The organism is Hydrotalea sp. (assembly GCA_030054115.1).
Taxonomy (GTDB): domain Bacteria; phylum Pseudomonadota; class Alphaproteobacteria; order JASGCL01; family JASGCL01; genus JASGCL01.
On sequence record JASGCL010000006.1, the window covers coordinates 6,165 to 29,585 of the forward strand.

The window sequence follows — 23,421 nt, forward strand, 5'->3', positions numbered from 1 at the left end:
CACTGCGTTACTTGAGGGCAATTTATTCTGCCCTATCACTGCGTTACTTGAGGGCGATTTTCTTTTCAACATAATCGCGCTGTAGCAATTCCCATCGCCTATTTCAATCGCCCTCAAGCAGCGAAGCGGTAGGGCAACATATATGCCCTCAAGCAGCGTAGCGGTAGGGCAACATATATGTCCTCAAACAGCGGAGCGGTAGGGCGAATATAAATGTCATGTTATTTCTGGCGGCTAAGTATTTCCCCTTTGCTTCGCTGGCAAGTTCTGTTAAAAGAAAGCTCTAATGACCCTGATTGTTATTTTATTATCGCTCGGCGTTATGTCGGGCTTCCTCGCCGGTTTGTTCGGCATCGGCGGCAGTATGATTATGGTGCCGTTTTTGGTGCCGCTGTTCGACCATATGAATTTGTTCGGCGACAGCACCATCAAATTCGCCATTGCCTCCGCCATGGCGGTGGTGTGTTTTACATCATTGTCGTCGATGCGCGCCCACCACGCGCGTGGCGCCATCAATTGGCGGTTGGCGGCCATTTTTACAATTGGTATTTTACCCGGCGGGTTGTTGGCCAGCCTGGGGGTTTTTGGTTTTTTAAAATCCAGCTGGCTTTATTTTTTATTTGGCGGCTTGGTGATTTTGTCCGGTTTGCAAATGTGGCGCGGCCACCATGCAAAACCCATTGGCAAAAAATTTAACCCCAAAGACACCCTAACATTGTTACCGACCAGCCCATGGTTGGTTGCGTTTGGCGTGGTGGTTGGTTTTTTGTCGGGGTTGGTGGGGGCCGGCGGCGGTTTTTTAATGGTGCCGTTTCAAACCCATTTTGGCATTCCGGTCAACCGCGCGGTTGCCAATTCGTCGGCCACCGGTTTCCCCATCGCGGCGGTTAACAGCATCGGGTTTTTGCTCGCCGACAATGGTGGCCTGAGCGGCGGCATGGGGGGCGGCGTGGGCCTGTTGCAAACCATTGGTTTCGTCCATTGGCCTACAGTTTTTATTATCGCCATGACATCGGTTTTATTTGCACCGCTTGGCGCGTGGTTGGCGCACAGCCTGCCGCTTCGCACCCTGCGCCGCGTGTTTTCGATATTTCTTTTTCTCATGGCCGGCTACATGCTGTGGCGCGGCTATCAATTATAAATAATTTTTGTGAAGTGGTTATTGCCGCCGACCACGCCACCAATCGGCGGCGGCCATGGCGTTTTTGTTTTCCGGCTTAACGGTTAATAATTCCATCGCGCCGCCATGGCATGGCAACAGCACCCGCCCGTCGGCAAAAAAAATATCTTTTGCGTCATCATCGCCATCATGTTTTCTTGCTGACAAAATTTGCAATCTCTTACCGCCATCGCCTTTTTCGCTCGGCAATAACAAAAATGCCTTGGGGTAGTAGCCACGAATTTTTCGGTCGATGGCAATATTGGCTTCCTCCGTCGGGTGCAATTGATAATCGCTGGTTTTTATTTTTTGGCTATAGGTTACCCGTTGCGATTCCTGCGGCTGTAACGAAAATTCCCCCGCCAATAATATTGGCAATTGGTCGCGCAACATCGCCAGCGACAGGTTCAATAATTTTTGGCTTAGGGATTCGCGGTTGTCGTCATCGGCCACCGCTATTTGTTGCGCGGCGATAATATCGCCGGCGTCCATCGCCGCTGTCATTTTTATTAATGTCACGCCGGTTACGGCGTCGCCCGCCAACAATGCCGATTCTATCGGCGTCGCGCCGCGATGGCGCGGCAACAACGACGGGTGAATGTTCACCGCCATGATGCGGGGCACCGACAACACCGCCGCCGGCAATAACAGGCCATAGGCAACGACGATAATCAAATCGGGTTGCAACGCTGACAGCCATTGAACCTCGGCCTCATCAAATCTTTCGGGGGTGCGTATCGGGTGATTTTTTGCGCCCGCTATTTCCATAACAAATTCATGCACCGGCGTTTTTTCAATATTTTTGCCGCGATGTTTCGGCTTGGGCGGCTGGGTGTAAACCGCCACCAATTCGGCCTTGCCATCGGCAAAAAAATCATACAGATCGCGTAATGTTGCGGCGGCAAAGGGGCTTGACCCCATAAAAACAATTTTTTTCTTATCGCTTGCCATCTTGTTGCCCTATTATTTATTTACTTATTTTTTTTTGCGATGTTGCCCTAGGCATCATCTTACGCTTGGCCACCATACCATCATACCGCCAAGCAAAAAAGGGGGCAAAAACCCCAGCCAGCAATGGCTATATTTAAAATCAACCCCGCAAGGCCAGCAAATTAATTATTAAAGAATTTTTTCCGTTGTAAACGGCGGGCACGGCGAACGGCCTCGGTGCCTTCGCGCTTCTTTTTTTCAGACGGCTTTTCATAATAACGCCGTTGTTTGCTTTCGCGAAAAATCCCCTCGCGCACCAGTTTCCTTTTCAAGACACGGATGGCTTGGTCGACATTGTTTTCGCGCACGTTTATTCTCATGGCATCTGCGTAGCAATTTTTAACCAAGATAGCAAGCCCTATCCCCAAAAAATATGCCTAAAAAAAACCGCCCCCCTAAAAACGCGCCCTTAAAAAGACGCCATGGTGCCCACCGTGATGGTGGCGCGGTTAAAATAACCATTGGTTTGATTATGCAAATAACCGGCGGCGTCATAACGCGGGAATTCAACATCGCCGCTGATGCCCATCGCTTGGCTATAAATAAAAAAATTGCTCGACAGGGCGAAGGTAACACCGCCGGTCCAGATATTGGAACTGGCGGCCTGCGTTAAAAAACGCGCCGCCATGCAAGATTGCGTGTTGCAAACCCCGTAACCATAACCGCCATAGATGCTTAAAAATGCCAAGGGGCGAAGCGACAGCCCGACCGAGAACAAATTGCCATAAAGTTTGTTCCAACCCATGCCGGCCGAGATATTAAAAAAATCCCCCATTTTGTTTGTGTTTTTATCGCCGTTATCGCGGAATTGATTCTCGCCGCTGTCGGCATTGCCGTAACGCAAATCGTAATTAACCCCGGAAAAAATATTTTCCAAACTGCGGGTGATGTTCAACGGGTTGTAACCAAATTTAAAACCAATTTGATATGCCTCCTGGTTGCTCAGGCCAAAGCTCCCCGCGCCACGCGTTATATTGGCGTAACCCAAACTTGTGCCCGCGCTGGTCGGGTCGCCATAGGTGATGTAGTTTTGATAGGCGGCCAGGGCGGTCTGCTGTGCCTGGGCTTGGGTAATGCCGGGAACCCTACTAATGGCGTCGTTCGTCACGTCATTGATAAATTTTGTTCTTAGCGCGCCGTTAAGTGTGTTAAAAAATTGGTTATTCTGATTGCTATATTCTGGCAACACCTCGGCATATTCATAACCGCCGGTTATATCGAACAAAAATTGGTGGTTGATGGTTTTTGCATTCAGGTGATAACTTAATGCGACATCAACCTCGTTCTGGTGGGTTTTGGGGTTGTTGCCAGCCCAATTATTTTGCGACCAAAAAACCGCTTGCGGGGCATAGCTAACCGCGGCCGACAGGCCATAAACCGACGGGGTTTGATAGGCAACCTTCGCGCTGGTATCAAAATTATCGGCCGATGACCGGCCATAGCCCTCAACAATATCATTATTTAAAACACCGCCGGCGGTGCTTTTGCCGCTAAACCATTGCCAATTTTTTATCGCACCGGGCGGCAAAATGCTCGAACCATCAATCGCGTAACGCGTCAACACGCCAAAATCCTTACCCAATGATATGATGCCAAATGGCAAATGGCCGGTCGCTGTCCATGCGCCCGCGCCCAAATAAATATAGGCGCGTTGCAATTCAAAATTGGGGAACGAAAAAAATACCAATTGCCCGCCGTAAATAATTTCATAACTGATGGTGCGGGCAACCGGGTTGAAATCGTTTTTCTCGCCATCCACCACCAGGCGGAGCAGGTTGCCCCTGCCCGATGGGCTTAATGGGAAAGACAAATAATTGCCACCACCCGCGCCAAGCACCGCGCTATATTCCGTGTTAATATCGCCGCCGACCCTTGCCACCACATTATTGCCCGGCAATAATTGCCGCGACGCCCCAAACATGGCAGATGGCGGAAAGACAAATCGTTTTTGCACCACCGTGCGGGTTACGGCCGGCGTGGCGGGTGGCGCGGGCGACGCGACTTGCGACGACGTTTGCCCCAGCGCAAGAACAGGGGTTGCCAACAACAGGCCGAGCAATAACCCACCCCGCAACAAATAACGGCGCAAACAATTGGTCAAGTCGGTTTTAAAACAGCGTAGATAATAAGTTATTATTCGATAATCTACAGTTCGGGGCATGATAAGAAAACAATTATAAACAACAAAAATACTACTTTACAATCTATAAGGGATATATTTTTAAAAATCAATGATTATTATATAAAAATCACTGCCACACGGCGCGTCGAATTCATAACGAATTCATGGCAGTCAAGCACCCTCTCGCAACGGCAAGGTTATTTTTTTATATTATCCTTGTTTGTCGGCTTGCTTGCCACGTCGTTCGGGTTGATGATGGCCTCGCTCAAACGGCGCGCAACACGAAACCGAATATCGGTCGCGCCAAAAAATTCCTTCATCAAAAATCTAATGGCTTGCTCGACCAAATGAAATTCGATGCAATAGATTTTCTCCCGACCTTTTTTGCGCATCTTCACCAAGCCCGATGCTTCCAACGCCCGCAAATGAAATGATAAAGTATTGGCGGGTATCGCCAGGCTTGCCGCCAAGGCGGTGGGGGTTAGGCCCAATGTCTCGCGCGCGGCCAGTGCCATCAATAACCGCAGGCGGGTTTCTTGGCTCATGGCCGAAAAAACCCCCGCCCATTTATTAATGGCGTCGGTTGCGTTATTTATGTCTTTGGGCATTATGTCTTTGGGCATGGTGGCATGGATAAAAAATTGCAATAACCATTCCATCGCCATAACCTTTCATGACAATAATGCCTATCCAACATTATTCCGCTTGCCAGTTATGGAGGGGTTTGCTAAGTTCGCGCAAATGTTGAAAAGATTTTTATCATCACGCGCCCTACATCTTGCCGCAAGTTTTACCTTGGGCGTCATGTTATTACTCGGGGCGCACCGCGCCGCCGCCGATTCCACCCCCACCAATTTTAACGACATCACGCAACGCGCCCGTGGCCAGGTGGTTTATTTCTATGCCTGGGGCGGGTCAGAACTTTACAACAATTATATTTCTTGGGCGGCGGGTGAGACCTTTCGCCTTTATGGCGTGCGCGTGAAGCAGGTTCGCCTGACCGATACCGCCGTGGTGGTCAACCAAATTTTAAGCGATAAACAGGCCGGTAACAATACCGCCGGCACCGCCGACGTGGTTTGGATAAACGGCAATAATTTTAAAATAATGAAGGATAAGGATTTGCTTTACGGCCCATTCATCAATCGCCTGCCCAATTATAAATGGTTGGCGGTCGCCAACCACCCGGAATTGCTCCGCGATTTCACCATAGCGGTCGATGGGTTGGAAATGCCATGGGGTCGCGCCTATTTCGTTTTTGTCAACGATGCGGCCACCACCCCCACCCCACCGCGCAGTGCCATTGAATTGTTGCAATTTGCCAAACAAAACCCGGGGCAAGTTTCCTATCCCGCGCCGCCCGATTTTACCGGCGTGGCATTTTTGAAGCAATTAATGCTCGACCTTGGCAACCCGCGCGATTTTCAACTAGCCTTCAAAGACGACAATTATGCCCGCCAAAAAACCAAGGCCTTGTGGGCTTACCTTGACGCCCTGCATCCTTACCTGTGGCAACAGGGCAAGAATTTCCCGAAAAACGAATCGGACATGTTAAAAATGTTTGCCAGCAAAACCTTGCTCTTAAGTTTTTCCTACAACGCTGGTGTTGCCTCGGCGGCGATAAAGCAAAAATTGGTGCCGCCGTCGGTGCAAACCTACGCCTGGCAACGCGGCATTTTGGGCAACCAACATTACCTCGCCATCCCCTTTAATGCCCCGCATAAGGAAGGGGCGATGGTGTTTATCAATTTCTTGCTGTCGCCGGTGGCGCAGGGTAAAAAAACCAACCCCGATTTTTGGGGTGAACCATCGGTGTTGGATATTGCCAAGCTCGATGCCGCCGCCCGCCAGGATTTTCTGACCAACGCCGGCAAAAACCCGGTGCCACCAATTGCCGCCACCATTTTGCCGGAGCCTAACCCCGCCTGGACCAGCTTCCTTGAACAGGAATGGAAAAGACGCTATTATAAATAATGGCGCGCATTATATTAAAAAAAATCATCACAACAAATGACACCCGATAATTTGGTGTTGCTGGCAAAAATTGGCCGCGCCCACGGGTTGCGCGGCGAATGTTACCTGCAAAGCCACACCACCCCGGCGGAGGCTGTTTTTGCCCTGCGCCCGTTGCAAACCAAAAACGGCACCGAATTGGTGGTCGAAAAATGGCGACCAACCAATAATGGTTTTTTGGTGCTGTGGCGCGGCGCGGCCGACCGCAACGCGGCCAGCCGCCTGACCAACCAAGAGGTTTTTATCAAACGCCAATTTTTACCCGCGACGGCCGCCAATCAACATTACCAACATGACCTGGTGGGTTTTGCCGTGGTGGCCACGCCCATTGCGCCCGACGATAAAAACAAAACAGCATCAACCGCCGAACCGCTTAGTCAAGTTTCAGCTGGCCAAACAATTGGCCAGGTTGTCGGCTTCACCAATTATGGCGCGGGTGATATCATGGTGATAAAGAACCATCAGGGTGAAGAGGTTTTTTTGCCGTGGCAGGCATCATCGATAATAAAAATAATCACCGCCGAAAAGAAAATTATTGTTGCGCAAGAATTCTTATTATAGAATTATTATTGTAATTTATTTTTTTTCAAACATCAATAATTTGGCGGCGCGGGCAATATCACGGCCATCATGCTGTGCCGCGCGATAATAATTGGGCCGCACCGCAACCTCACCAAAGCCCATTTTTTGATAAAGCGACAGGGCGGGGTGGTTATCGGTTGCAACCTCCAACCACAATTTACCGCCTTGCGGCAAAAACCCCAACAGCGCGGTTACGATATGGCTGGCATAACCCCGCGCGCGATGGTCGGGGTGCGTCGCCAGGGTCAGCACGTCGGCGACATCGCCCACCATTTGTAACAAGGCAAAGGATAAAATCTTTCCGCCATCATGCGCCGCCAAGCCAAGCACCGCCGGATTTTTTAATTGTTGCGACAAAAAATTGGCCGACCATACATCGTCTCCACGGAAGCATGCCCCATGCAACGCCGCCAAATCATTGGCCAACCACGGGTTACAAAACAGCAACATGTTTATTTTATTTTTTGATTATCGCTCGGCCTTGGCAATGCCCGCGCATCGGGGTTGCGTGCATAAATCGGCATGATATGGTCGGTGATAAAATCCTGTCCATTATATTGTTGCAGGGCGGGCAATAATCGCGCAAAATCCACGTCGCCCGTAACCACCTCATCATCGGGGTGGGTTTTCAACAATTCATCGCGCCGCGCCATCATCGGCTGTGGCATGATGGGCGCAATTTTTTTATCAGCAACATGCAATATAAAACGTTGATAAAAAATCTCATCGCGGCGGCTTTCGGCCAGCACCAAAAATTCTTTATCATCGCGATATTTTTTATCAGCAATATGCGTCAACAACATCGCCGGCAAACTGCCGATACCATGAATTTTTTTATCATCACCCGCCACGGAAAAATCCAAACCAAACCCCAAGCCAATCGCCGCCGCCACCGCCACGCGCAGGCCGGTGAATGACCCCGGCCCCAAGGTTATAAAAATACCGCGCAGTGCGTTAAGTGGCCGTTGCGCATCATGCAATATTTTTTCAATCGCCGGCAATAATTCCTCGGCCTGGCCATGCACCATTTTTTGCCGTTCGGTCGCGATTGCGCCATCGTGTTGTGCCAAGGCCACCAACAATTGGTTGCCCGCCGTGTCAAAACACAATAATGGCTGTGGCAATGGCCATGAAAATGCCCGTGAAGAAAAATCGCCCGCCATCAGGGTTGCAACGCCTGCCGGTATTTTTTTATGGTGGCGCGAAACCCAAACCACAGGGCATCGGCGATAAGCGCGTGGCCGATGGAAACCTCCGCCAAGTTTGGCAGGTGTTTTATAAACAGCGGCAGGTTTTGCAAATTTAAATCATGGCCGGCATTCACGGCAAGGCCACAATCCAACGCCGTTTGATAGGCCGCAACATAATTTGCCAACATCTTCTCCACCGCCATGCTGGCCGATTTGTCGGCGGGTTTGTCGCCCGCGCCATAAATTTGCGCAACGGCATTGGCCTGGGCATAAGCATGGGCAAATGGCCCGGTGTATAATTCAACGCGGTCGGCACCAACATCGCGCGCCGCCTTTATTTCCGCCGCATCGGCTTCGCCATGGTCGGCATCAACAAACAACGACACGCGAATCGGGCCAAAGGATTTTATTTTTTTTATCGTCGCCGTCATCGCCGCCATCTTATCGCTTAAAAAATAACCATGGTCAGATGTTTTTTGCGCCGGCGCGTCGGGCACCAACGTGGCCTGGCTGGGTTGCAATTGTTCTATCAATGATAAATACTGGTCGTCGGGGAAGCCCTCGATATTAAATTCGATATTATTTTTTTTGTGGGCTTGCCATTCGGCGGCAATTGCCACGGCGTCGCGCGTCGTGATATGCCGTTCGTCGGGTCGCGGGTGAATGGTAATGCCGTCGGCCCCGGCGGCAATAATTTCCACCATCGCCGCCAGCGGCGACGGGCTGTCGCCATCGCGGCTATTTCTTAACCATGCCACCTTGTTGATATTAACGCTTAACGCCACCATTTTTTTTATATAGCAGAAACCGCCCAAAAAAAACAGAATTGTAAAAAATTGTAAAAAGACTATTTCTTTTTTTTGCTTTTGTTGCTCGGGGTTTCTTCGTCGGTTGGTTCGTCCATCAACAATTCGTTTTCGTTTTCATCGGCATTTTGGTCTTGGCTGAGAATATCATCGAGCGACGATTGCAACAGATCCAATTGTTCGCCCATCGATATATCCTCCTCCTCCTCGCCCATGCCGATGGACGAAAAATCATGGCCGAGGTGCAACAGCCCCATTTCTTTCAATTCCTCGACCCCGGGCAATTCTTGCAACGACGCCAAACCAAAATCGACCAAAAATTTATCGGTCGTGCCCAGCGTGATTGGGTTGCCAAGGGTTTTGCGTCGCCCCTTAAATTTAATCCAACCGGTGTCGAACAAAATATCCAATGTGCCTTTTGAAATCGCCACGCCGCGAATCGTTTCAATCTCGGCGCGGGTTATCGGCTGGTGATAGGCAATCACCGCCAGGCTTTCCATCGCGGCGCGCGATAGTTTTTTTAACTCGACGCGAAATTGGGTAAGGTAGGGTGCCAAATCGGGCGCGGTGCGAAAATAAAAACCATCCTTGCTTTCCAATAATTGTATGCCGCGCGACTGATAATTTTTTTTCAATTGCGCCAAAATATCGTCGATGTCGGCTTTGGGTTTTTTTGGCAACATGGCAAGCAACGATTTTTTGTTGAGCGGCGCGGTGGCGGCGAAAATCGCGGCCTCAACAATGCGGTGCGGTGCACCGGCATCATCAACTTTTTTTGATTTTTTTTCTTTGGCCATGGTTTTTTATTTGCTTTTATTGTTGGTTGGTTTCTTGCGGTGACGTTTTTTGCCGAATTTCTAAATCCTTAAAAATGCCATTTTGGCGAATTTCAATCAACCCCTGGCGCGCCAATTCCAACGATGCAAAAAAGCTCGAGGCATAGGCCGCGCGCCATTGCAAATCATTATCAAACCCTTCGTTAAATAATTTTCCCAAGAAATTTTCCAACACCGTCCAATCGGTTAAAAACGGCAGGGCGCGGCGCAATTTTTCAATCGCCATCTCGGGCGACGTCAACTTGGTCGGCAAAATATCCAATTGCTTGACCGGTTTGGCATTTTGCGCCTCGGCATAGGCGCTTATCAATTTATTGACATCGGTCTCCCATCGGGTTTCGACCTCTTCCGGCAATTCTTCGACCATACCCTTCAAGAAAAAATCAACACCACAGCGATGGCGCGCAAATAATTCCACCGATTTTTGCCGCATCGCATCCAACATCTGCAACGCGCGGCGCGCTATCATCGCCTCGGGCGGTTCGTCCACCGCGTCAGCCGCCTGCGGCAAAAGCAATTTTGATTTCAAAAACGCCAGCCACGCCGCCATCACCAAATACTCGGCGGCGATATCGATATGGTCTTTCTTGACCCGTTCGATAAATAAAATATATTGGTCGACCAGCAACGACAAAGAAATTTCTTTCAAATCGACCTTTTGCTGGCGCGCCAAGTCAAGCAACAATTCCAACGGCCCCTCATAATTATTCAGGCTGATTTTCAATACCTCCGACGGGTCGCGTTCGGGGTCAAGCGGCTCGCCCGCTGGCTCGGCGCGGGTGAAGGCCTCCTCGCCACTCATCGCCTGGTGCGGCGCTTGGCCATCCGCCCCCAGCAATGCGTCGCGCGACTCATCGTCTAAAAAATTTTCGGTCATCATGCTTGCCAGTGTGGTGCTAATAAAGTTTTCATTGCTTGATAAATGTTTTCATTCGACAAATTTTCTTGCCTTGCTTCGGCTATGTTTTTTTCTCTCTGCCATGCTGTAGCTAGATTCGCAAGATTTTGACAGGATTTTTTAAACCGCGCTTGTTTTTTATCATCCCACGCCGCATCGATGGCGGCGACCAACGCCGTCATTTCATCCATCTTGCCATTGCAATGGAGCAGGATATCGCAACCCGCCAACAGCGATTCGCGGCCACGCGCCACCATGTCGCCGCTCAATGCCTGCATCGACAGGTCGTCGGTCATCAACAACCCATCGAACCCCATCCAACCCCTTATCACTTCATCGATAATTTTTTTTGACAGGGTGGCCGGCTTGTCATCGATAGCGGCATAAAGCACATGGGCTGTCATGGCCAGGGGGATGGTTTTGGCAAAATGGCGAAAGGGCAAAAAATCGGTGCGTTGCAATTCGGCCAGGTCGGTTGTAACCACCGGCAATTCATGGTGGCTGTCGGCCAGGGCGCGGCCATGGCCGGGGATATGTTTCATCACCGGCATAATGCCCGCCGCCATCACCGCCGCTGTGTAATGACCGGCCAGGGCGATGATGTCATCACCATTATCGCCAAATGCCCGGTCGCCAATAATATCATGCGCGCCGCTAAACCGAATATCGAGCACCGGCACGCAATTGGCATTGATGCCAAGCCCAACCAATTCGGCCGATTGCAATTGCGCGTAAAGCTCGACCGCCCGCAACCCGTCATCATAGTTGCGGTGATATAAATCGACGAAGGCCGCCATCGGCGGCGCGGGTTTTACCAACGGCGGTTTCAGCCGCGCGACGCGGCCACCCTCCTGGTCTACAAATATCCAAATTTTTTCATTGTTGGTGATGGCGCGCAATTCGCGGGTCAGGGATATAACCTGCGCCGATGTTTCAATATTACGGCCGAACAAAATAAAACCAAACGGCGGGTGATTGCGGAAGAATTTTTTTTCATCGTCGCTGATGCTTGTGCCCGCCAGCCCGACAATCAATGGCAATGTGTTAGACAATGCTGTCGGTAAGAGCGTCGACAATGGGGGCGGCGAACCGGTTGGCGCAGGGTTTGGCATTTGCGTCATAAATGTTTTTTTAAAACGACTTCAACACCAAACAATCGGGCTTGGCCGAGGTTGCTAGTTGCGATTTTATTTTTTCGCAGGCCTCGTTGGCTTGCTCCTTGGTTTGGAAGCCAACCACCTGCGACCGATAAACATTTTGGCCGGTGCTCAACACCGCACTGCCAACGCGAAGGCTTATACCCTTGCCGCCGATAATTTTATCCAGCCGTGGCTTGATGCTGTTCAAATATTTTTGCGCCGTTGCCTCGTCGGTGAAGGAAGCCAATTGCAACACATATTTACCAGGCTGATTGGCAACATTGGTCGCAATATCCTTCGCCATTTTTTTCGCCGAATCATCGGTTGGTTTGGCGGCCGGTTTGGTGGTGGCTGTGCTGGCGGTTTTATCCGCCGGTTTGGTGGTGGCGGTTTTATCGGCGGGTTTTTTTGCTTCTTTGGTCGCTTGGCTCGGTTTTTCATTGCCGCCATTACTGCTGACCAAATCGGCGACCGACGTCGTGGGTTTGGCGGCGGGTTTGTTCGCCGCGTTACTGGCGGCGTTGTTGACGGTCGGTTTCGCCGTCACCTTGTCATTTGGCTTATCATTCGGTTTTTTCGCGGCGGCGGTATTATTGGTGGCTTGCTTTTTATTTTGATTGGCGGTGGCTGGTGCCGGGGTCGCTTGAGTCGATTGAGTCGCTTGACCAGTTGCGGGCTTGCCCGCGCTGTTATCAACAATATCGCCCACCGAATTGGGTTTTTTATTGGTCGCCGTGTTCGATGACGCCGGCGGGGTTTTTTGCAACATATCGTAAACCTTGGCGGCGGGCATCTCCCCATTTTTTTGCGAATCATCGGGAAATGTTTTCACCGCACCGCCCGGCGTTATAACAACCGGTTCGGTCGATTTACCACCGCCGCCCAAAAAACTGGCGCGGTTAAACAAAAATATCAACGCGCTAATCAACAACAACAAAAGGGTGAGGAGCAGAATAATCCGCCGCCCGGGTGAACCTTTATCCAAAATATCGTTACTCATTTTTTTATTATTTATACCCTTATCGCAATTCGGTTTTCCATTCAATAGCCATGATGCGGCCGGCGATTTCCATCACGCGGCAAAAACCCTTCACCAGGGCCAGGCGCGCCGCGGTCAATTGCCGGTCATCAACTTGCAAAAATTTCAGGTCGAGGTCGTCGCGCCCCGCCGTCCATAATTGGTGAAAACATGTCGCCAAATCGGCCAGGTAAAAAACAATGCGGTGCGGTTCGGCCAACAACGCCGCCTTCTCCACCATGTTTGGGAATTCGGCGATTTTTTTTATCATCTGCAATTCCAACGGATGGTTTATTTTTGCCAATGCGCCCGGCGAAAAATCGGGCGCGAGGCCGGCAAATTGCCCGTCGATAATTTTCATCAACGAATGGGCGCGGGCAAAACCATAATGCAAATAAAAAACCGGATTGTCGCGTTTGGTGGCCATCACCTCGTCATAATCAAAATCCATCTGGCTATCGGGGCGGCGCGACAATAAATAAATACGGAGCGAATCGGCACCGACCTCGGCAATCACATCGCGCAACATGATAAAATTGCCGGCGCGTTTTGACATTTTTAACGGCGCGCCATGTTGCATAAACCGCACGACCTGCATCAACAGACATTCCAACCGCGACCGGCCGTGCGACACGGCGCGCGTCGCCGACGAAATGCGCTTGACATAACCGCCATGGTCGGCACCCAATATATTTATCAACCGCGTCGCGCCGCGTTGGCATTTGTCAAGGTGATAGGCTATGTCGTTCGCAAAATAGGTAAATGACCCATCCGATTTTTGAATCGGCCGGTCAACCTCGTCGCCATCGGCGGTGCTCCGGAATAATTTTTGTGGGCGCGGCTCCCAATCATCGACCGTTTTGCCCTTTGGTTTTTCCAACACCCCTTCATAAATTTTATTTTCTTTTTCCAATTCTTGCAACACCTCCTGCACCTTACCGGCCGCCACCAGTTTTTTTTCTGACGAAAAAACATCATGGGCAATGTGCATATCGGCCAAATCTTTTTTTATCTCGACCATCATTTTCCCCACCGCGTAATCGCGAAAAAAATCCAGCCAGGCGACCTCCGCTTGCCCCGCGTATTTATCACCAACTTCTTTATACAAATCCTCCGCCGGCGGGATGAGGTAATCGCCCGGGTAGCACCCCGCCGGCGGTTCCAAATTTTTATCAACCGCGCCGGCGGATTGTTGGTAACGAAAATACAACGACCGCGCCAGGGTATCAATCTGCGCCCCGGCGTCGTTGATATAATATTCGGCGGTGACATCAAAACCGGCAAAGCGGAGTAGCCGCACCAACACATCGCCCACCACCGCGCCGCGCGCATGGCCAACATGCAACGGGCCAGTCGGGTTGGCCGAGACAAATTCGACATTGGTTTTTTCATTCGCGCCGTCAATATTTTTGCCGTAATTATCGCCGGCGTCATATATCGCGGCCAGCAACCCTTGCCAATAATTATCGGTCAAAAAAATATTGATAAACCCCGGGCCGGCAATACTGACCGATTTCACCACCTTATCTTTTTGCAATTCGCCGATAATTTTTTCGGCAATGGCACGCGGCGGGTTGGATAAAAATTTTGTCAACACCATCGCCGCGTTGCAAGACAAATCGCCAAAAGATTCTTCCTTTGGCCGCTCGACCTGAAACGGCGGCAAGGCCCTGCCATCGACCAATTCATATTCGCGCCGAATGATATTTTCTATCTTGTGGTGAATGTCGGCAAACACATTCGGGCCACCCATGCGGTCACCAAGGCGGCCACCAACTTGTTTGTTATTATGTGAATCGGTCATGTCCCATCTCTATCAAATCCGCGCCAAAAATCAAAGCACCATAACGGCGCCACGCCAACCACTACCGCCCGCGCTATTATCATTCCACCGCCAACAACAATGCCGCCACCAACCGCCCCTCGCCCACCGCTATTTGATAGGTTCGTGCCGCCGCCGGTGTCGCCATCCATTCCACGCCGCTCGCCAATCTTTGCCAATTATCGCGTTGCAATTTTTCGGGCCGCGCCATGCGCGCGCCGGTGCCCAACAACAACAATTCCAATTTCAACGGCAACAGCGGGATAACATCGGCCAATTTTATATCGTCGAGGGTTCTATGGGTTATCGGCACCACCCCCTCGGGCTTGATAAATATCGACCCGTGCCATTTTTTTTCCGCGCCATGGGTATCCTTAATCACAAACCCGCCCCCGCCATAGGAAGCTATCGAAAACTTACCATCGGCGGAAAGGGGGAGAATATCCATTATAAACCAACCATTATTTTTTCATAAATAAATCGCTATAGCCTTCGTCCTTATTATCCTTGCCCTTGGCGCGTTTTGGCTGAAAATAAGCCACCACCGGCAAGGACAAAGCAATCGACGAATAGGTGCCAACAAAAATGCCAAACACCATGGCGATGCCAAAACCCCTTATCGCCGCGCCGCCAAAAATGGCAAGGGCAACCATCGACATAAAAGTCGTGACCGAGGTCAGTAGCGTCCGCGACAGGGTGGCGTTAATCGAAACATTAATCAATTCATCCAGCGGTTTTTTGGGCGTCAGGCGGATATTCTCGCGCAACCTATCGTAAATAACCACCGTGTCATTTATCGAATAACCGGCGATAGTCAGCAAGGCCGCGACCGACACCAAATTAAATTCTAAACCAATCAATGAAAACAGCCCCAGGGTTGCCATCACATCGTGGAACAGCGACAACATGCCGCCCAGCGCAAATTGCCATTCGAACCGCAACCAAACATAAATAAATATCATCACCAACCCGGCCAGCACCGCCCAAATCGCCGATTGTTTTAACTCGCCCCCAACCACCGGCCCGACGGTTTCTATCCGCCGATAATCAACCACCTTCGCGCCATATATCGTCTTGGCCTCGGCCAACAACGCCTCGGGCGATGATGTCTCGTCCTTATCCATGTGGATAAGCAACACATCGGGCGAACCAAATTCTTGCAACGAATAGGATTTTACCGGCAATTGCGCCGTCGCGGCGCGCATATCGCCGATGGTTACCCCGGGCGCGGTTTTAATTTCCAACAACACCCCGCCCTTAAAATCGATGCCGTAATTCAACCCCTTGGTAAAAAACAAAATACAGGAGATGACAATAATCGCCGCCGCCAGGCCAACATGCAACGGCCGGTATTTGACAAAATCAAAATGATGGGTTTGGCGTAATTTTTTCCACATGTTTTTTATCCTAATTTAAAAGCCAACGGTTTTCGGGTTAAATTTTCTTATCCACCACACCACCAACATACGCGTCACCATGATGGCCGAAAAAAGCGAGGTAACAATCCCCAAGGTCAAGGACAGGGCAAAACCCTTAATCGGGCCGGCACCAAAAATAAATAATAATAAGGTGCTGAGCAAATTGGTCAGGTGGCTATCCCAAATGGTGGCGAAGGCAAGGTTGAAACCATCTTGCCAACTGGCGACCACCGATTTACCCTTCATCAATTCTTCCTTCGCCCGTTCGTAAATCAACACATTGGCGTCGACCGCAATACCCATGGTCAACACAATGCCGGCGATGCCAGGCAGGGTCAGGGTCGAATGAAACGCCGTCATCACCGCCACCAACAGAATCAAATTGCCAATCAGCGCAATACCGGCAAACAACCCGGGAATGCGATAGATAATTACCATAATCGACAACACCGCCAAAAACCCAACCAGCGACGCAATTTGCCCGGCGCGAATGCTGTCCGCCCCCAGGCCGGCCCCGACCGAACGTTCCTCCAAAATTTTTAGCGGCGCGGGCAATGCCCCAGCCTTTAACAACAAGGCCAAGGTTTGGGTTTCGGCCACGGTGAAATTGCCGGTGATGATACCACTGCCGCCGGTTATCGGTTGGCGGATATTTGGCGCGCTGATAATTTTACCATCAAGCACAATGAACAATGGCTTACCCACATTGTCGGTCGTCGCCTGGCCAAAGGCACGTGCCCCCGCGCCGGAAAAACGGAAACTAACCACCGGTTGGTTTTCTGAAAATGACGCGCTGGCATCTTCCAAATCGTCGCCACCCACCACCGGTAACAGGCCCAGGGAATAACCGCGGCCGCCCGCGTCATAAAGGGTGAAACTTTGCTCGCCCGATTTCGCCGGCAAGTAAAAAGACAATTTGGCGGTTTTGCCGATGGCGGTTTTTAAACTGGCCGAATCTTTTTCGCCCGGCACCGCGACCATCAATCGGTCGCTACCTTGCGGCGAAACCACCGCCTCGCGGTTGCCAAGGGCATCAACCCGCCGCCGCACAATATTGGCGGCCTGGTCTTGCAATTGTTTTAACATCTGCGCCTGGCCCTGGGTGGTGTAGGACAACAACAGACCATTGCCGCTTTTTGCAATATCCAACGGGGTTTGCGCCACGCCCGTCGGCGACACCGCCGGTTGGTTGAGTTTTTTATTCAATAATTTGCTAACCACATCAACATCGGTTGCGCGCAACGCAACCCGAACGCCATTTTCATTATGGCTGAGGGCGAGGTAACCGATATTATTTTGGCGGAGCAGGTTGCGCACATCGTCTTCCAGCCTTGCGGTTTTTTCCTGCATGAATTGCTTGCTGTCGATTTCAAGCAGAAGGTAAGCCCCGCCCTTTAAATCAAGCCCGAGGTTCATGGTCGACCCCAGGGCGAAAAATTCTTTGGCGTTTTTGTTTTGTAAACTGGGAACGAAATTCGGCACGGCGTAAACCAAGCCCAGGGCAAGAACTATCACCACCAGCAATTTTTTCCATAGCGGATAATCGAGCACCATGTTTTTATACCAACTTATTTAGATTTTTTATCGGCTCCGTTTGTTTGCTGGTTAGCCAAAAAAATTTTTAATGACGGGCGCCATTTATAAAACATAGCTAAAAATGATTGATGACCAATCGGTCATTGCACAAAAAATCGGCCTTGCTATTTTTTCGCTATTTTTTCCCTATTTTTTCTTTGCGCCAAACAACGATTTTAACGATGGTTTGTCGTCGGCCTTGGCGGCGGTCGCCACCGGCTTGGTTAAAACATCGGCCAACATGGCCTTGGCGGCCTTGACCTTAACCCCGGGGGCAATTTCGACCTCGACCTTAACCGCGTCGACAACCTGGGTGATTTTACCATAAACGCCCGATGACAAAACAACTTCATCGCCTTTTTTCACGGCGGCGACCAAGGCCTGATGTTGTTTTTGTTTTTTCATCTGCGGTCTTATCAACAAAAACCAAAAAACGCCAAATATCAATACCAGCGGAAACAATTGCAACATGGCCGAGGACAGGTCGCCGGGCGCCGCCGCCTGCGCCACGGCAACATTGGCCATGGCTAACGATAACAATGGGAGGGTGAGGAGGGTTGTTATAATTTTCTTCATGGCCAATTATTAACGCAAAAAACAAAAAAAATCTAGTAAAAAAATGCCATTCGCGGTAGATAATAGGAAGCATCTGTATTTTGAAAAACATGAAAAAAGACCAACCGCTTGTTTCGGTTATCATGCCGGCCTTTAACGCCGCCTATTATATCGGCCAGTCCATCTCCTCCATCTTGGCGCAGAGCTATCACCATCTTGAATTGCTAATTATTGACGATGCCTCAACCGACAATACATTAAAAATTGTCCAGCATTATCAAGCTCAAGACCAGCGAATAAAAATCATCCGCCACGACCGCAACCTGGGGGCTGGTGCCACGCGGCAAACCGGCATTACCAACGCGCGCGGCGAATATATTTTATGGCAAGACGCCGACGATTATTCATCGCCCGACCGATTGCAAATATTGTTGGCGGTGTTGCAACCGACAAAAAAATTATCAGCCCTATCGGCGGTGGGCAGTGGTTTTTACATTCGGCGCGGCCGCGATATAAAACTTGGCAAGACGCCCATTGCCTTGGCTAAATTGGCGGCGAAAAAACATGGCGACAGGCAACCCCACAGCGACCCAGTGGGCATCCATTTCCCGACGCTGTTGGTGCGGGCCGATGCCTATCAACGGGCACCCTATCGACCATTTGCTCAGGGCGAAGACGCCGATTGGTGTTATCGCCTGCTGGAAAAAAATGGCGTTATAAAAAACCTGCCGCAACCGCTTTATTATTATCGCAAACACGGCCACGGCCTGACCAAAAATCATTTTCAAAAATTTGTCTGCGGCATGATGGTGCGGCTGGCGCATGAATTGCGGCAAAAAAACCTGCCCGACCCATTTGACAATTTGCCAAATATCACGGCAAAGGATTTTCGCTTGCTTTACGCCAAGCCCGCCTACCCAGCGATAAAAAAAAATATCAGCAATGAAATAAATTGGTTTTTGTTGGAAAACACCCGGGCAATGCTGACCCGCCCGTGGTTTTTTTATAAATATATTTATGCCATCGGCCGTTTTTTTGTCTTCGCCGGCGTGCGGCATTTTTTTACCACGGCGCGGGTTTTTGTCACCCGCTGGGCAATTAATATCTTGCCCTATATTTTTGGCCGCAAGGTTATTTTTTAAGCCGAGATTTTTTTCTTGGTCGAATAATCGATGCGGCGCACGTCCTTACCAATGAAATGTTCAATCATCCAGGCCGCCGGGTCCAGTTCCCATTTTTGGTGGCCTTGGCGATAGTGCGATGGAAACACATGGTGGTTGTTATGCCAACCTTCGCCGCCGCTTAACAAACTGGCCAGCCAGCTGTTGCGTGCCTCGTCCTTGCTTTCGTATGTTTTGTAACCATGCAAATGCGCGATGGTGGTAACAGCCGACAGGCCGACATAAACGCCGCAGGCCGGCACCGCGTAGCACCAGATAACCAACGCCAGTGGGTTGGCCAACCCCATCCACATGGCAATGCCAAGCAAGGCCGCGATGTAGGTAAAAATAATCGGAAAATAAAATTTGTGCAAAATTATCAACAAGGGATCTTTCAATTCGGGGCGCACATATTTATCGGAAATAACAACCCGTTTGTAAATATAAAACCAGGTTTTCAAAATACCATTGCGGCGCGGGTCGTGCGCGTCGTTTTCGGTGTCGGTGTTCAAATGGTGGTGGCGATGCAACCCAACCCAAGCAACGACAGTGCCGACCGAGGTCAAGGTGCCAGTGATGGCAAAAACATAATGCCAAAATTTGTTGGTTTTAAAACTGCGGTGGCAAAAATAACGATGCAGGCCAATCGTCAAACCGAATAAACCAAACCAATAATAAAAAACAAAACCAACCAGCAGATACCACGCGCTAAGTTGCGCGCTGAACACCAAATAAAACCCATAAAAAAATAAGCCAAAATTTATGGCACCAAGACCAGTGTTCAACATGTTAAACAGCGCGGGCCACAGGTCGCGGGTTTGTTTTTCAGATAAGGTAAGCAGAGACATTATTATTTTTTCCCTTTTTATTTAAGATATTCGCCGAGCGAATTGTTGTATGTTTCTATTATTTCCTATCGCATTTGCCGCCAATAATGTCAAGCGCGAAAAAGACGGCACAAAACGACAAAGATTTTTTTATACCAAATAGTCGCGCGGTTATCACGGCCATTTGTTACGCCCGCCGCAACACAACATTCAGCGGCTTAAAACCGGCGAAGGAAAATGAAATCGCCGGCTGGCTGTTGTCGCTATTGTCGGTAAAAAATTGCGTCGCATCGGCCTTGGTAAATGGCACCGCCGTGCCCAGCAAGCACCCCAGGGTAATAACCTCGCCGCGGTTAAAATGTTCGGTCGCGGTTAGTGGGTTAAAAGGCCGGGTTTGATAAAATTGCCACAAGATATTCAGCGGGTTGCCAAAGGGCAAGGTCGCGCCGGCCGCCGTGATGTTGCGCGCGCCACAGCGAAAGCTAAAAGGTTGTTTGTGATAATCACCGTCGCTGTCGATATCGTGCAATTCATCGCCGACAATATAACCCCATTGGTGCAAATGGTCGGCCAAGATGAGCGAAAAATCGGGGCGGTTGGTTTCGTTCCACGGCAAGGGCGGCACGGCAAAACGATTGGCGAGGATTTCAATCCCCATCACCAATTTTGCACCGGCATCGCGCAGGGCGCGGGTGAAATCCTTTTCATTTTTAATCCGACTGGGCAGGTCATCGCCCCACACCACCGCCAATTCGGGTTCCAAGCCGATAAGGTTATTGGGCAAATACTGGTCGGTTTTAACCCCCTGCTGGTATATCGGTGTGGCAATCAACCCCACCCTATCATTGCGGCCAATTTTGCGACCGATGATTTTTGATTCTGGTTTCTGCTGGGGCAGGGTCGCCTTCAGGGCGCGAAACATCGCCCGCTTGATGGAAAAAGCATCATCCTCCGAAAAGCTCGGCGTGCCGGCGGCAAAGACCTCCTCGGCGATAAAGGCCGCGGCCAATTTTTCCGCCATCTGCTGATGGGCGACACTAATTTTGTGAGGCAATTCTGCCCGCTTCTGATAAGCTGTCATTGCTCTCAACTCCCCCCTCTTTTAAAAAAATACCATAGCCATCACGGATATATCTATCATGGATTCAGTCTTTAGCGCTATATGCCCTGGTTTTTGCCCCCTTATCCCGCCTTATTGTCCCCTAAATATGCCCCTGCATCCATGGCCGTTTCCTGATATGCCCCGATATGTCCTGACATGTGCGTCCCCTATTATTTATTATAGCAACTTATTGGCGACCTTCAAGACATTTTCGACCGTGATGCCACGTTCGTTATAAACCTCTTGATAGGGGGCCGAGGCACCAAAATCGTCCAACCCGATGAATTCGTCGCCGAATCCATCACCGGTCCGCAACCATTCAAACCATGGTTGCTTGACCCCGGCCTCGATGGCGATGCGCGGTGCCGACCCCAATATTTTGTCGCGCGTCGCGGAATCTTGCGCGCGGAATAATTCAAACGACGGCATGGAAACCACCACGGATTTTTTGCCGTCCTTTTCCAACATTTTTGCCGCCGCCACGGCCAATGAAACCTCCGACCCGGTGGCCAACAATGTTATCGTCCGCTGGTCTTTATTTTCATCACCATAAATAATATAACCGCCGCGCGCCGTGTGGTTGTCGCCGCTGTTGGTTGCGGTGCGGAGCAATGGCAGGTTTTGCCGCGACAGGGCGAGGATAGATGGTTGCGGGCGCGTCAGGGCAATTTCCCAGGCCTCGATGGTTTCTATCGTATCGCATGGCCGCAATACCAACAGGTGTGGCATGGCGCGCAACGCCGCCAAATGCTCGACCGGTTGGTGGGTCGGCCCATCCTCCCCCACGCCAATCGAATCATGGGTCAAAACGTAAATAACCTTTTGCTTCATAATCGCCGACAATCGCAACGCCCCGCGCAGGTAATCGCTAAACACCAAAAATGTGCCGCCATAGGGAACAAAACCGGTCAGGGCCAGACCGTTCATGGCCGCCGCCATGGCATGTTCGCGCACGCCGTAATGAATATAATTGCCGGTGAAATCGTTGCGGTTGATGATTTTGTGGTCGGGCGTTTTTGTGCCGTTCGAACCGGTCAAATCGGCCGACCCACCAACCAATTGCGGCAGGCGTTTTGTAAAAACACCAATCGCCTGTTGGCTGGCGACCCGCGTCGCCAGGGGTTTGTTTTCTTGCAAGGTATTTTCTTTGTAATTTTTAATATCCTGTGCCAGCTCGCCCGAAAAACCCGTCATGTCATTTTTCGGGCTGTCCAAACCAGAAAATTGTTTGGCATGTTGCATAAAATCCGCGGTTTTTTGCGCCGCCACATCGGCCCAGCATTTTCGCCATTCATCGGGCAGGATAAAATCTTGCAAGAACTTATCGCTGTCGCCTATGCCCAAACCTTGCAGAACCGCCTTGGCTTCTTCCTTCCCCAGGGCGGAACCGTGGGCAGAGGCCGTGCCCTGCTTGGTCGGTGCGCCCTTGCCGATGATCGTTCGGCAGGCAATGAAGCATGGCCGGTCCATGCCACGTGCCTCGGTCAATGCCTTATCAATCGCCGCCGCGTCGTGGCCATCAACCGATAATGTGTGGAAACCATTGGCGCGGAATCTGGCTTCCTGGTCGGTGCGGGTTGCCATGGCGGTGTCGCCGTCGATTGAAATATGGTTGTCGTCGAACAATAAAATTAAATTGTTGAGTTGCAGGTTACCGGCGAGGGATATTGCCTCCTCCGATATCCCCTCCATCAGGCAACCATCGCCCAGCAAAACATAAACCTTTGGCATTAATTGTGGCGTTAAGTTTGGCGTTGCGGCAAATATCTTTTGCAGGCCAATCGCCATGCCCACCGCATTGGCCAGGCCCTGGCCCAAGGGCCCGGTGGTGGTTTCGATTCCCGCCCCATGGCCATGTTCGGGGTGGCCGGCCGCCACCGAATGCAGGGCGCGAAAACGTTGCAACGCCGCCAGGGAAAAATCGTCATAACCCAACAGATGCAACAAGCTATAAAGCAAGGCCGAGCCGTGGCCGGCCGACAGAACAAATCGGTCGCGCGCCATGTGGTTGGCGTCGCGCGGTGAACAACGTAAATGCTTGGCAAACAACACCGCGGCAATATCGGCCGACCCCAAGGGCAACCCGGGGTGGCCCGATTGCGCCCGTTCGACCATTGCGACGCTGAGGGCGCGTAATGCCGAGGAAAGAAGGCGATTCTTTTCTAATTTATCTTTTGCGGGGTTTTCTGTCATGATTTATTTTGTTACG

23 protein-coding genes are annotated in these 23,421 nt (G+C 50.7%); 4 read left to right on the plus strand and 19 right to left on the minus strand.

Features of this window, described 5'->3' with window-relative positions:
- Positions 1-286: 286 nt before the first annotated feature.
- The gene (locus QM529_02250; GenBank protein ID MDI9313484.1) at positions 287-1,141 is read left to right on the plus strand and encodes a sulfite exporter TauE/SafE family protein; all 855 of its coding nucleotides are present in this window, start codon (positions 287-289) and stop codon (positions 1,139-1,141) included.
- 18 nt (positions 1,142-1,159) lie between these two features.
- Here the strand turns inward: QM529_02250 and fmt are convergent, their stop codons facing one another.
- The 4 genes from fmt to QM529_02270 all read right to left on the minus strand — a co-directional run bounded on the left by fmt (position 1,160) and on the right by QM529_02270 (position 4,879).
- Positions 1,160-2,110 (minus strand): methionyl-tRNA formyltransferase, encoded by a 951-nt coding sequence (fmt, locus tag QM529_02255; protein MDI9313485.1) that lies wholly within the window; start codon positions 2,108-2,110, stop codon positions 1,160-1,162.
- A 161-nt stretch (positions 2,111-2,271) separates the two neighbouring features.
- Positions 2,272-2,469 (minus strand): 30S ribosomal protein S21, encoded by a 198-nt coding sequence (rpsU, locus tag QM529_02260; protein ID MDI9313486.1) that lies wholly within the window; start codon positions 2,467-2,469, stop codon positions 2,272-2,274.
- An 89-nt stretch (positions 2,470-2,558) separates the two neighbouring features.
- Positions 2,559-4,250 (minus strand): hypothetical protein, encoded by a 1,692-nt coding sequence (locus QM529_02265; protein MDI9313487.1) that lies wholly within the window; start codon positions 4,248-4,250, stop codon positions 2,559-2,561.
- 218 nt (positions 4,251-4,468) lie between these two features.
- Positions 4,469-4,879 (minus strand): metalloregulator ArsR/SmtB family transcription factor, encoded by a 411-nt coding sequence (locus QM529_02270; protein MDI9313488.1) that lies wholly within the window; start codon positions 4,877-4,879, stop codon positions 4,469-4,471.
- Between QM529_02270 and QM529_02275 the strand changes: the two genes are divergently transcribed.
- On the plus strand, positions 4,866-6,245 hold the full coding sequence (locus tag QM529_02275) for an ABC transporter substrate-binding protein (GenBank protein ID MDI9313489.1): 1,380 nt from the start codon (positions 4,866-4,868) through the stop codon (positions 6,243-6,245). The two genes, QM529_02270 and QM529_02275, sit on opposite strands and share 14 nt — an antisense overlap.
- A 36-nt stretch (positions 6,246-6,281) precedes the next feature.
- Positions 6,282-6,845, plus strand: a complete 564-nt coding sequence (locus QM529_02280; protein ID MDI9313490.1) for a ribosome maturation factor RimM — start codon at positions 6,282-6,284, stop codon at positions 6,843-6,845.
- Positions 6,846-6,860: 15 nt separating this feature from the next.
- Here the strand turns inward: QM529_02280 and QM529_02285 are convergent, their stop codons facing one another.
- The 12 genes from QM529_02285 to yajC form a co-directional block, all read right to left on the minus strand.
- Positions 6,861-7,316 carry a GNAT family N-acetyltransferase gene (locus QM529_02285; GenBank protein ID MDI9313491.1) on the minus strand — a complete coding sequence of 152 codons (456 nt, stop codon included), beginning with the start codon at positions 7,314-7,316 and terminating at the stop codon, positions 6,861-6,863.
- A 2-nt stretch (positions 7,317-7,318) separates the two neighbouring features.
- Positions 7,319-8,029 (minus strand): tRNA (adenosine(37)-N6)-threonylcarbamoyltransferase complex dimerization subunit type 1 TsaB, encoded by a 711-nt coding sequence (tsaB, locus tag QM529_02290; protein MDI9313492.1) that lies wholly within the window; start codon positions 8,027-8,029, stop codon positions 7,319-7,321.
- Positions 8,029-8,844: a pyridoxine 5'-phosphate synthase gene (locus tag QM529_02295; GenBank protein MDI9313493.1), complete on the minus strand. Its 816-nt coding sequence runs from the start codon at positions 8,842-8,844 to the stop codon at positions 8,029-8,031. The genes tsaB and QM529_02295 overlap by 1 nt, the downstream gene beginning before the upstream one ends.
- Positions 8,845-8,903: 59 nt before the next feature.
- Complete coding sequence (gene scpB / locus QM529_02300; protein MDI9313494.1) at positions 8,904-9,659, minus strand: SMC-Scp complex subunit ScpB; 756 nt, start codon at positions 9,657-9,659, stop codon at positions 8,904-8,906.
- Between the two features lie 16 nt (positions 9,660-9,675).
- On the minus strand, positions 9,676-10,578 hold the full coding sequence (locus tag QM529_02305; protein ID MDI9313495.1) for a ScpA family protein: 903 nt from the start codon (positions 10,576-10,578) through the stop codon (positions 9,676-9,678).
- Complete coding sequence (nagZ, locus tag QM529_02310) at positions 10,575-11,717, minus strand: beta-N-acetylhexosaminidase (protein ID MDI9313496.1); 1,143 nt, start codon at positions 11,715-11,717, stop codon at positions 10,575-10,577. Before nagZ ends, QM529_02305 begins: the two co-directional genes overlap by 4 nt.
- Before the next feature lie 10 nt (positions 11,718-11,727).
- Positions 11,728-12,735 carry an SPOR domain-containing protein gene (locus QM529_02315; protein MDI9313497.1) on the minus strand — a complete coding sequence of 336 codons (1,008 nt, stop codon included), beginning with the start codon at positions 12,733-12,735 and terminating at the stop codon, positions 11,728-11,730.
- Between the two features lie 19 nt (positions 12,736-12,754).
- A complete protein-coding gene (gene argS, locus QM529_02320; GenBank protein MDI9313498.1) occupies positions 12,755-14,557 on the minus strand; it encodes an arginine--tRNA ligase in 1,803 nt (600 codons plus the stop codon).
- Between the two features lie 79 nt (positions 14,558-14,636).
- The gene (locus QM529_02325) at positions 14,637-15,023 is read right to left on the minus strand and encodes an Mth938-like domain-containing protein (GenBank protein MDI9313499.1); all 387 of its coding nucleotides are present in this window, start codon (positions 15,021-15,023) and stop codon (positions 14,637-14,639) included.
- 13 nt (positions 15,024-15,036) lie between these two features.
- The gene (gene secF / locus QM529_02330) at positions 15,037-15,972 is read right to left on the minus strand and encodes a protein translocase subunit SecF (protein ID MDI9313500.1); all 936 of its coding nucleotides are present in this window, start codon (positions 15,970-15,972) and stop codon (positions 15,037-15,039) included.
- Between the two features lie 15 nt (positions 15,973-15,987).
- The gene (gene secD, locus QM529_02335) at positions 15,988-17,547 is read right to left on the minus strand and encodes a protein translocase subunit SecD (GenBank protein ID MDI9313501.1); all 1,560 of its coding nucleotides are present in this window, start codon (positions 17,545-17,547) and stop codon (positions 15,988-15,990) included.
- A gap of 168 nt (positions 17,548-17,715) precedes the next feature.
- On the minus strand, positions 17,716-18,144 hold the full coding sequence (gene yajC, locus QM529_02340) for a preprotein translocase subunit YajC (GenBank protein ID MDI9313502.1): 429 nt from the start codon (positions 18,142-18,144) through the stop codon (positions 17,716-17,718).
- An 89-nt stretch (positions 18,145-18,233) separates the two neighbouring features.
- Between yajC and QM529_02345 the strand changes: the two genes are divergently transcribed.
- Positions 18,234-19,265 (plus strand): glycosyltransferase family 2 protein, encoded by a 1,032-nt coding sequence (locus QM529_02345; GenBank protein ID MDI9313503.1) that lies wholly within the window; start codon positions 18,234-18,236, stop codon positions 19,263-19,265.
- Here QM529_02345 and QM529_02350 read toward each other — a convergent pair.
- The 3 genes from QM529_02350 to tkt form a co-directional block, all read right to left on the minus strand.
- Complete coding sequence (locus QM529_02350; protein ID MDI9313504.1) at positions 19,262-20,131, minus strand: fatty acid desaturase; 870 nt, start codon at positions 20,129-20,131, stop codon at positions 19,262-19,264. The two genes, QM529_02345 and QM529_02350, sit on opposite strands and share 4 nt — an antisense overlap.
- 166 nt (positions 20,132-20,297) lie before the next feature.
- Positions 20,298-21,191 carry a hypothetical protein gene (locus QM529_02355; GenBank protein MDI9313505.1) on the minus strand — a complete coding sequence of 298 codons (894 nt, stop codon included), beginning with the start codon at positions 21,189-21,191 and terminating at the stop codon, positions 20,298-20,300.
- 198 nt (positions 21,192-21,389) lie between these two features.
- On the minus strand, positions 21,390-23,405 hold the full coding sequence (gene tkt / locus QM529_02360) for a transketolase (protein ID MDI9313506.1): 2,016 nt from the start codon (positions 23,403-23,405) through the stop codon (positions 21,390-21,392).
- Positions 23,406-23,421 lie beyond the last annotated feature (16 nt).

Excerpts from the sequence above, each read along its gene's own strand:
- QM529_02250 (MDI9313484.1), top strand. The coding sequence starts at position 287 with ATGACCCTGATTGTTATTTTATTATCGCTCGGCGTTATGTCGGGCTTC.
- fmt (MDI9313485.1), bottom strand. The coding sequence starts at position 2,110 with ATGGCAAGCGATAAGAAAAAAATTGTTTTTATGGGGTCAAGCCCCTTT.
- rpsU (MDI9313486.1), bottom strand. The coding sequence starts at position 2,469 with ATGAGAATAAACGTGCGCGAAAACAATGTCGACCAAGCCATCCGTGTC.
- QM529_02275 (MDI9313489.1), top strand. The coding sequence starts at position 4,866 with ATGTCTTTGGGCATTATGTCTTTGGGCATGGTGGCATGGATAAAAAAT.
- QM529_02270 (MDI9313488.1), bottom strand. The coding sequence starts at position 4,879 with ATGCCCAAAGACATAAATAACGCAACCGACGCCATTAATAAATGGGCG.
- QM529_02280 (MDI9313490.1), top strand. The coding sequence starts at position 6,282 with ATGACACCCGATAATTTGGTGTTGCTGGCAAAAATTGGCCGCGCCCAC.
- QM529_02285 (MDI9313491.1), bottom strand. The coding sequence starts at position 7,316 with ATGTTGCTGTTTTGTAACCCGTGGTTGGCCAATGATTTGGCGGCGTTG.
- tsaB (MDI9313492.1), bottom strand. The coding sequence starts at position 8,029 with ATGGCGGGCGATTTTTCTTCACGGGCATTTTCATGGCCATTGCCACAG.
- QM529_02295 (MDI9313493.1), bottom strand. The coding sequence starts at position 8,844 with ATGGTGGCGTTAAGCGTTAATATCAACAAGGTGGCATGGTTAAGAAAT.
- scpB (MDI9313494.1), bottom strand. The coding sequence starts at position 9,659 with ATGGCCAAAGAAAAAAAATCAAAAAAAGTTGATGATGCCGGTGCACCG.
- QM529_02305 (MDI9313495.1), bottom strand. The coding sequence starts at position 10,578 with ATGATGACCGAAAATTTTTTAGACGATGAGTCGCGCGACGCATTGCTG.
- nagZ (MDI9313496.1), bottom strand. The coding sequence starts at position 11,717 with ATGACGCAAATGCCAAACCCTGCGCCAACCGGTTCGCCGCCCCCATTG.
- QM529_02315 (MDI9313497.1), bottom strand. The coding sequence starts at position 12,735 with ATGAGTAACGATATTTTGGATAAAGGTTCACCCGGGCGGCGGATTATT.
- argS (MDI9313498.1), bottom strand. The coding sequence starts at position 14,557 with ATGACCGATTCACATAATAACAAACAAGTTGGTGGCCGCCTTGGTGAC.
- QM529_02325 (MDI9313499.1), bottom strand. The coding sequence starts at position 15,023 with ATGGATATTCTCCCCCTTTCCGCCGATGGTAAGTTTTCGATAGCTTCC.
- secF (MDI9313500.1), bottom strand. The coding sequence starts at position 15,972 with ATGTGGAAAAAATTACGCCAAACCCATCATTTTGATTTTGTCAAATAC.
- secD (MDI9313501.1), bottom strand. The coding sequence starts at position 17,547 with ATGGTGCTCGATTATCCGCTATGGAAAAAATTGCTGGTGGTGATAGTT.
- yajC (MDI9313502.1), bottom strand. The coding sequence starts at position 18,144 with ATGAAGAAAATTATAACAACCCTCCTCACCCTCCCATTGTTATCGTTA.
- QM529_02345 (MDI9313503.1), top strand. The coding sequence starts at position 18,234 with ATGAAAAAAGACCAACCGCTTGTTTCGGTTATCATGCCGGCCTTTAAC.
- QM529_02350 (MDI9313504.1), bottom strand. The coding sequence starts at position 20,131 with ATGTCTCTGCTTACCTTATCTGAAAAACAAACCCGCGACCTGTGGCCC.
- QM529_02355 (MDI9313505.1), bottom strand. The coding sequence starts at position 21,191 with ATGACAGCTTATCAGAAGCGGGCAGAATTGCCTCACAAAATTAGTGTC.
- tkt (MDI9313506.1), bottom strand. The coding sequence starts at position 23,405 with ATGACAGAAAACCCCGCAAAAGATAAATTAGAAAAGAATCGCCTTCTT.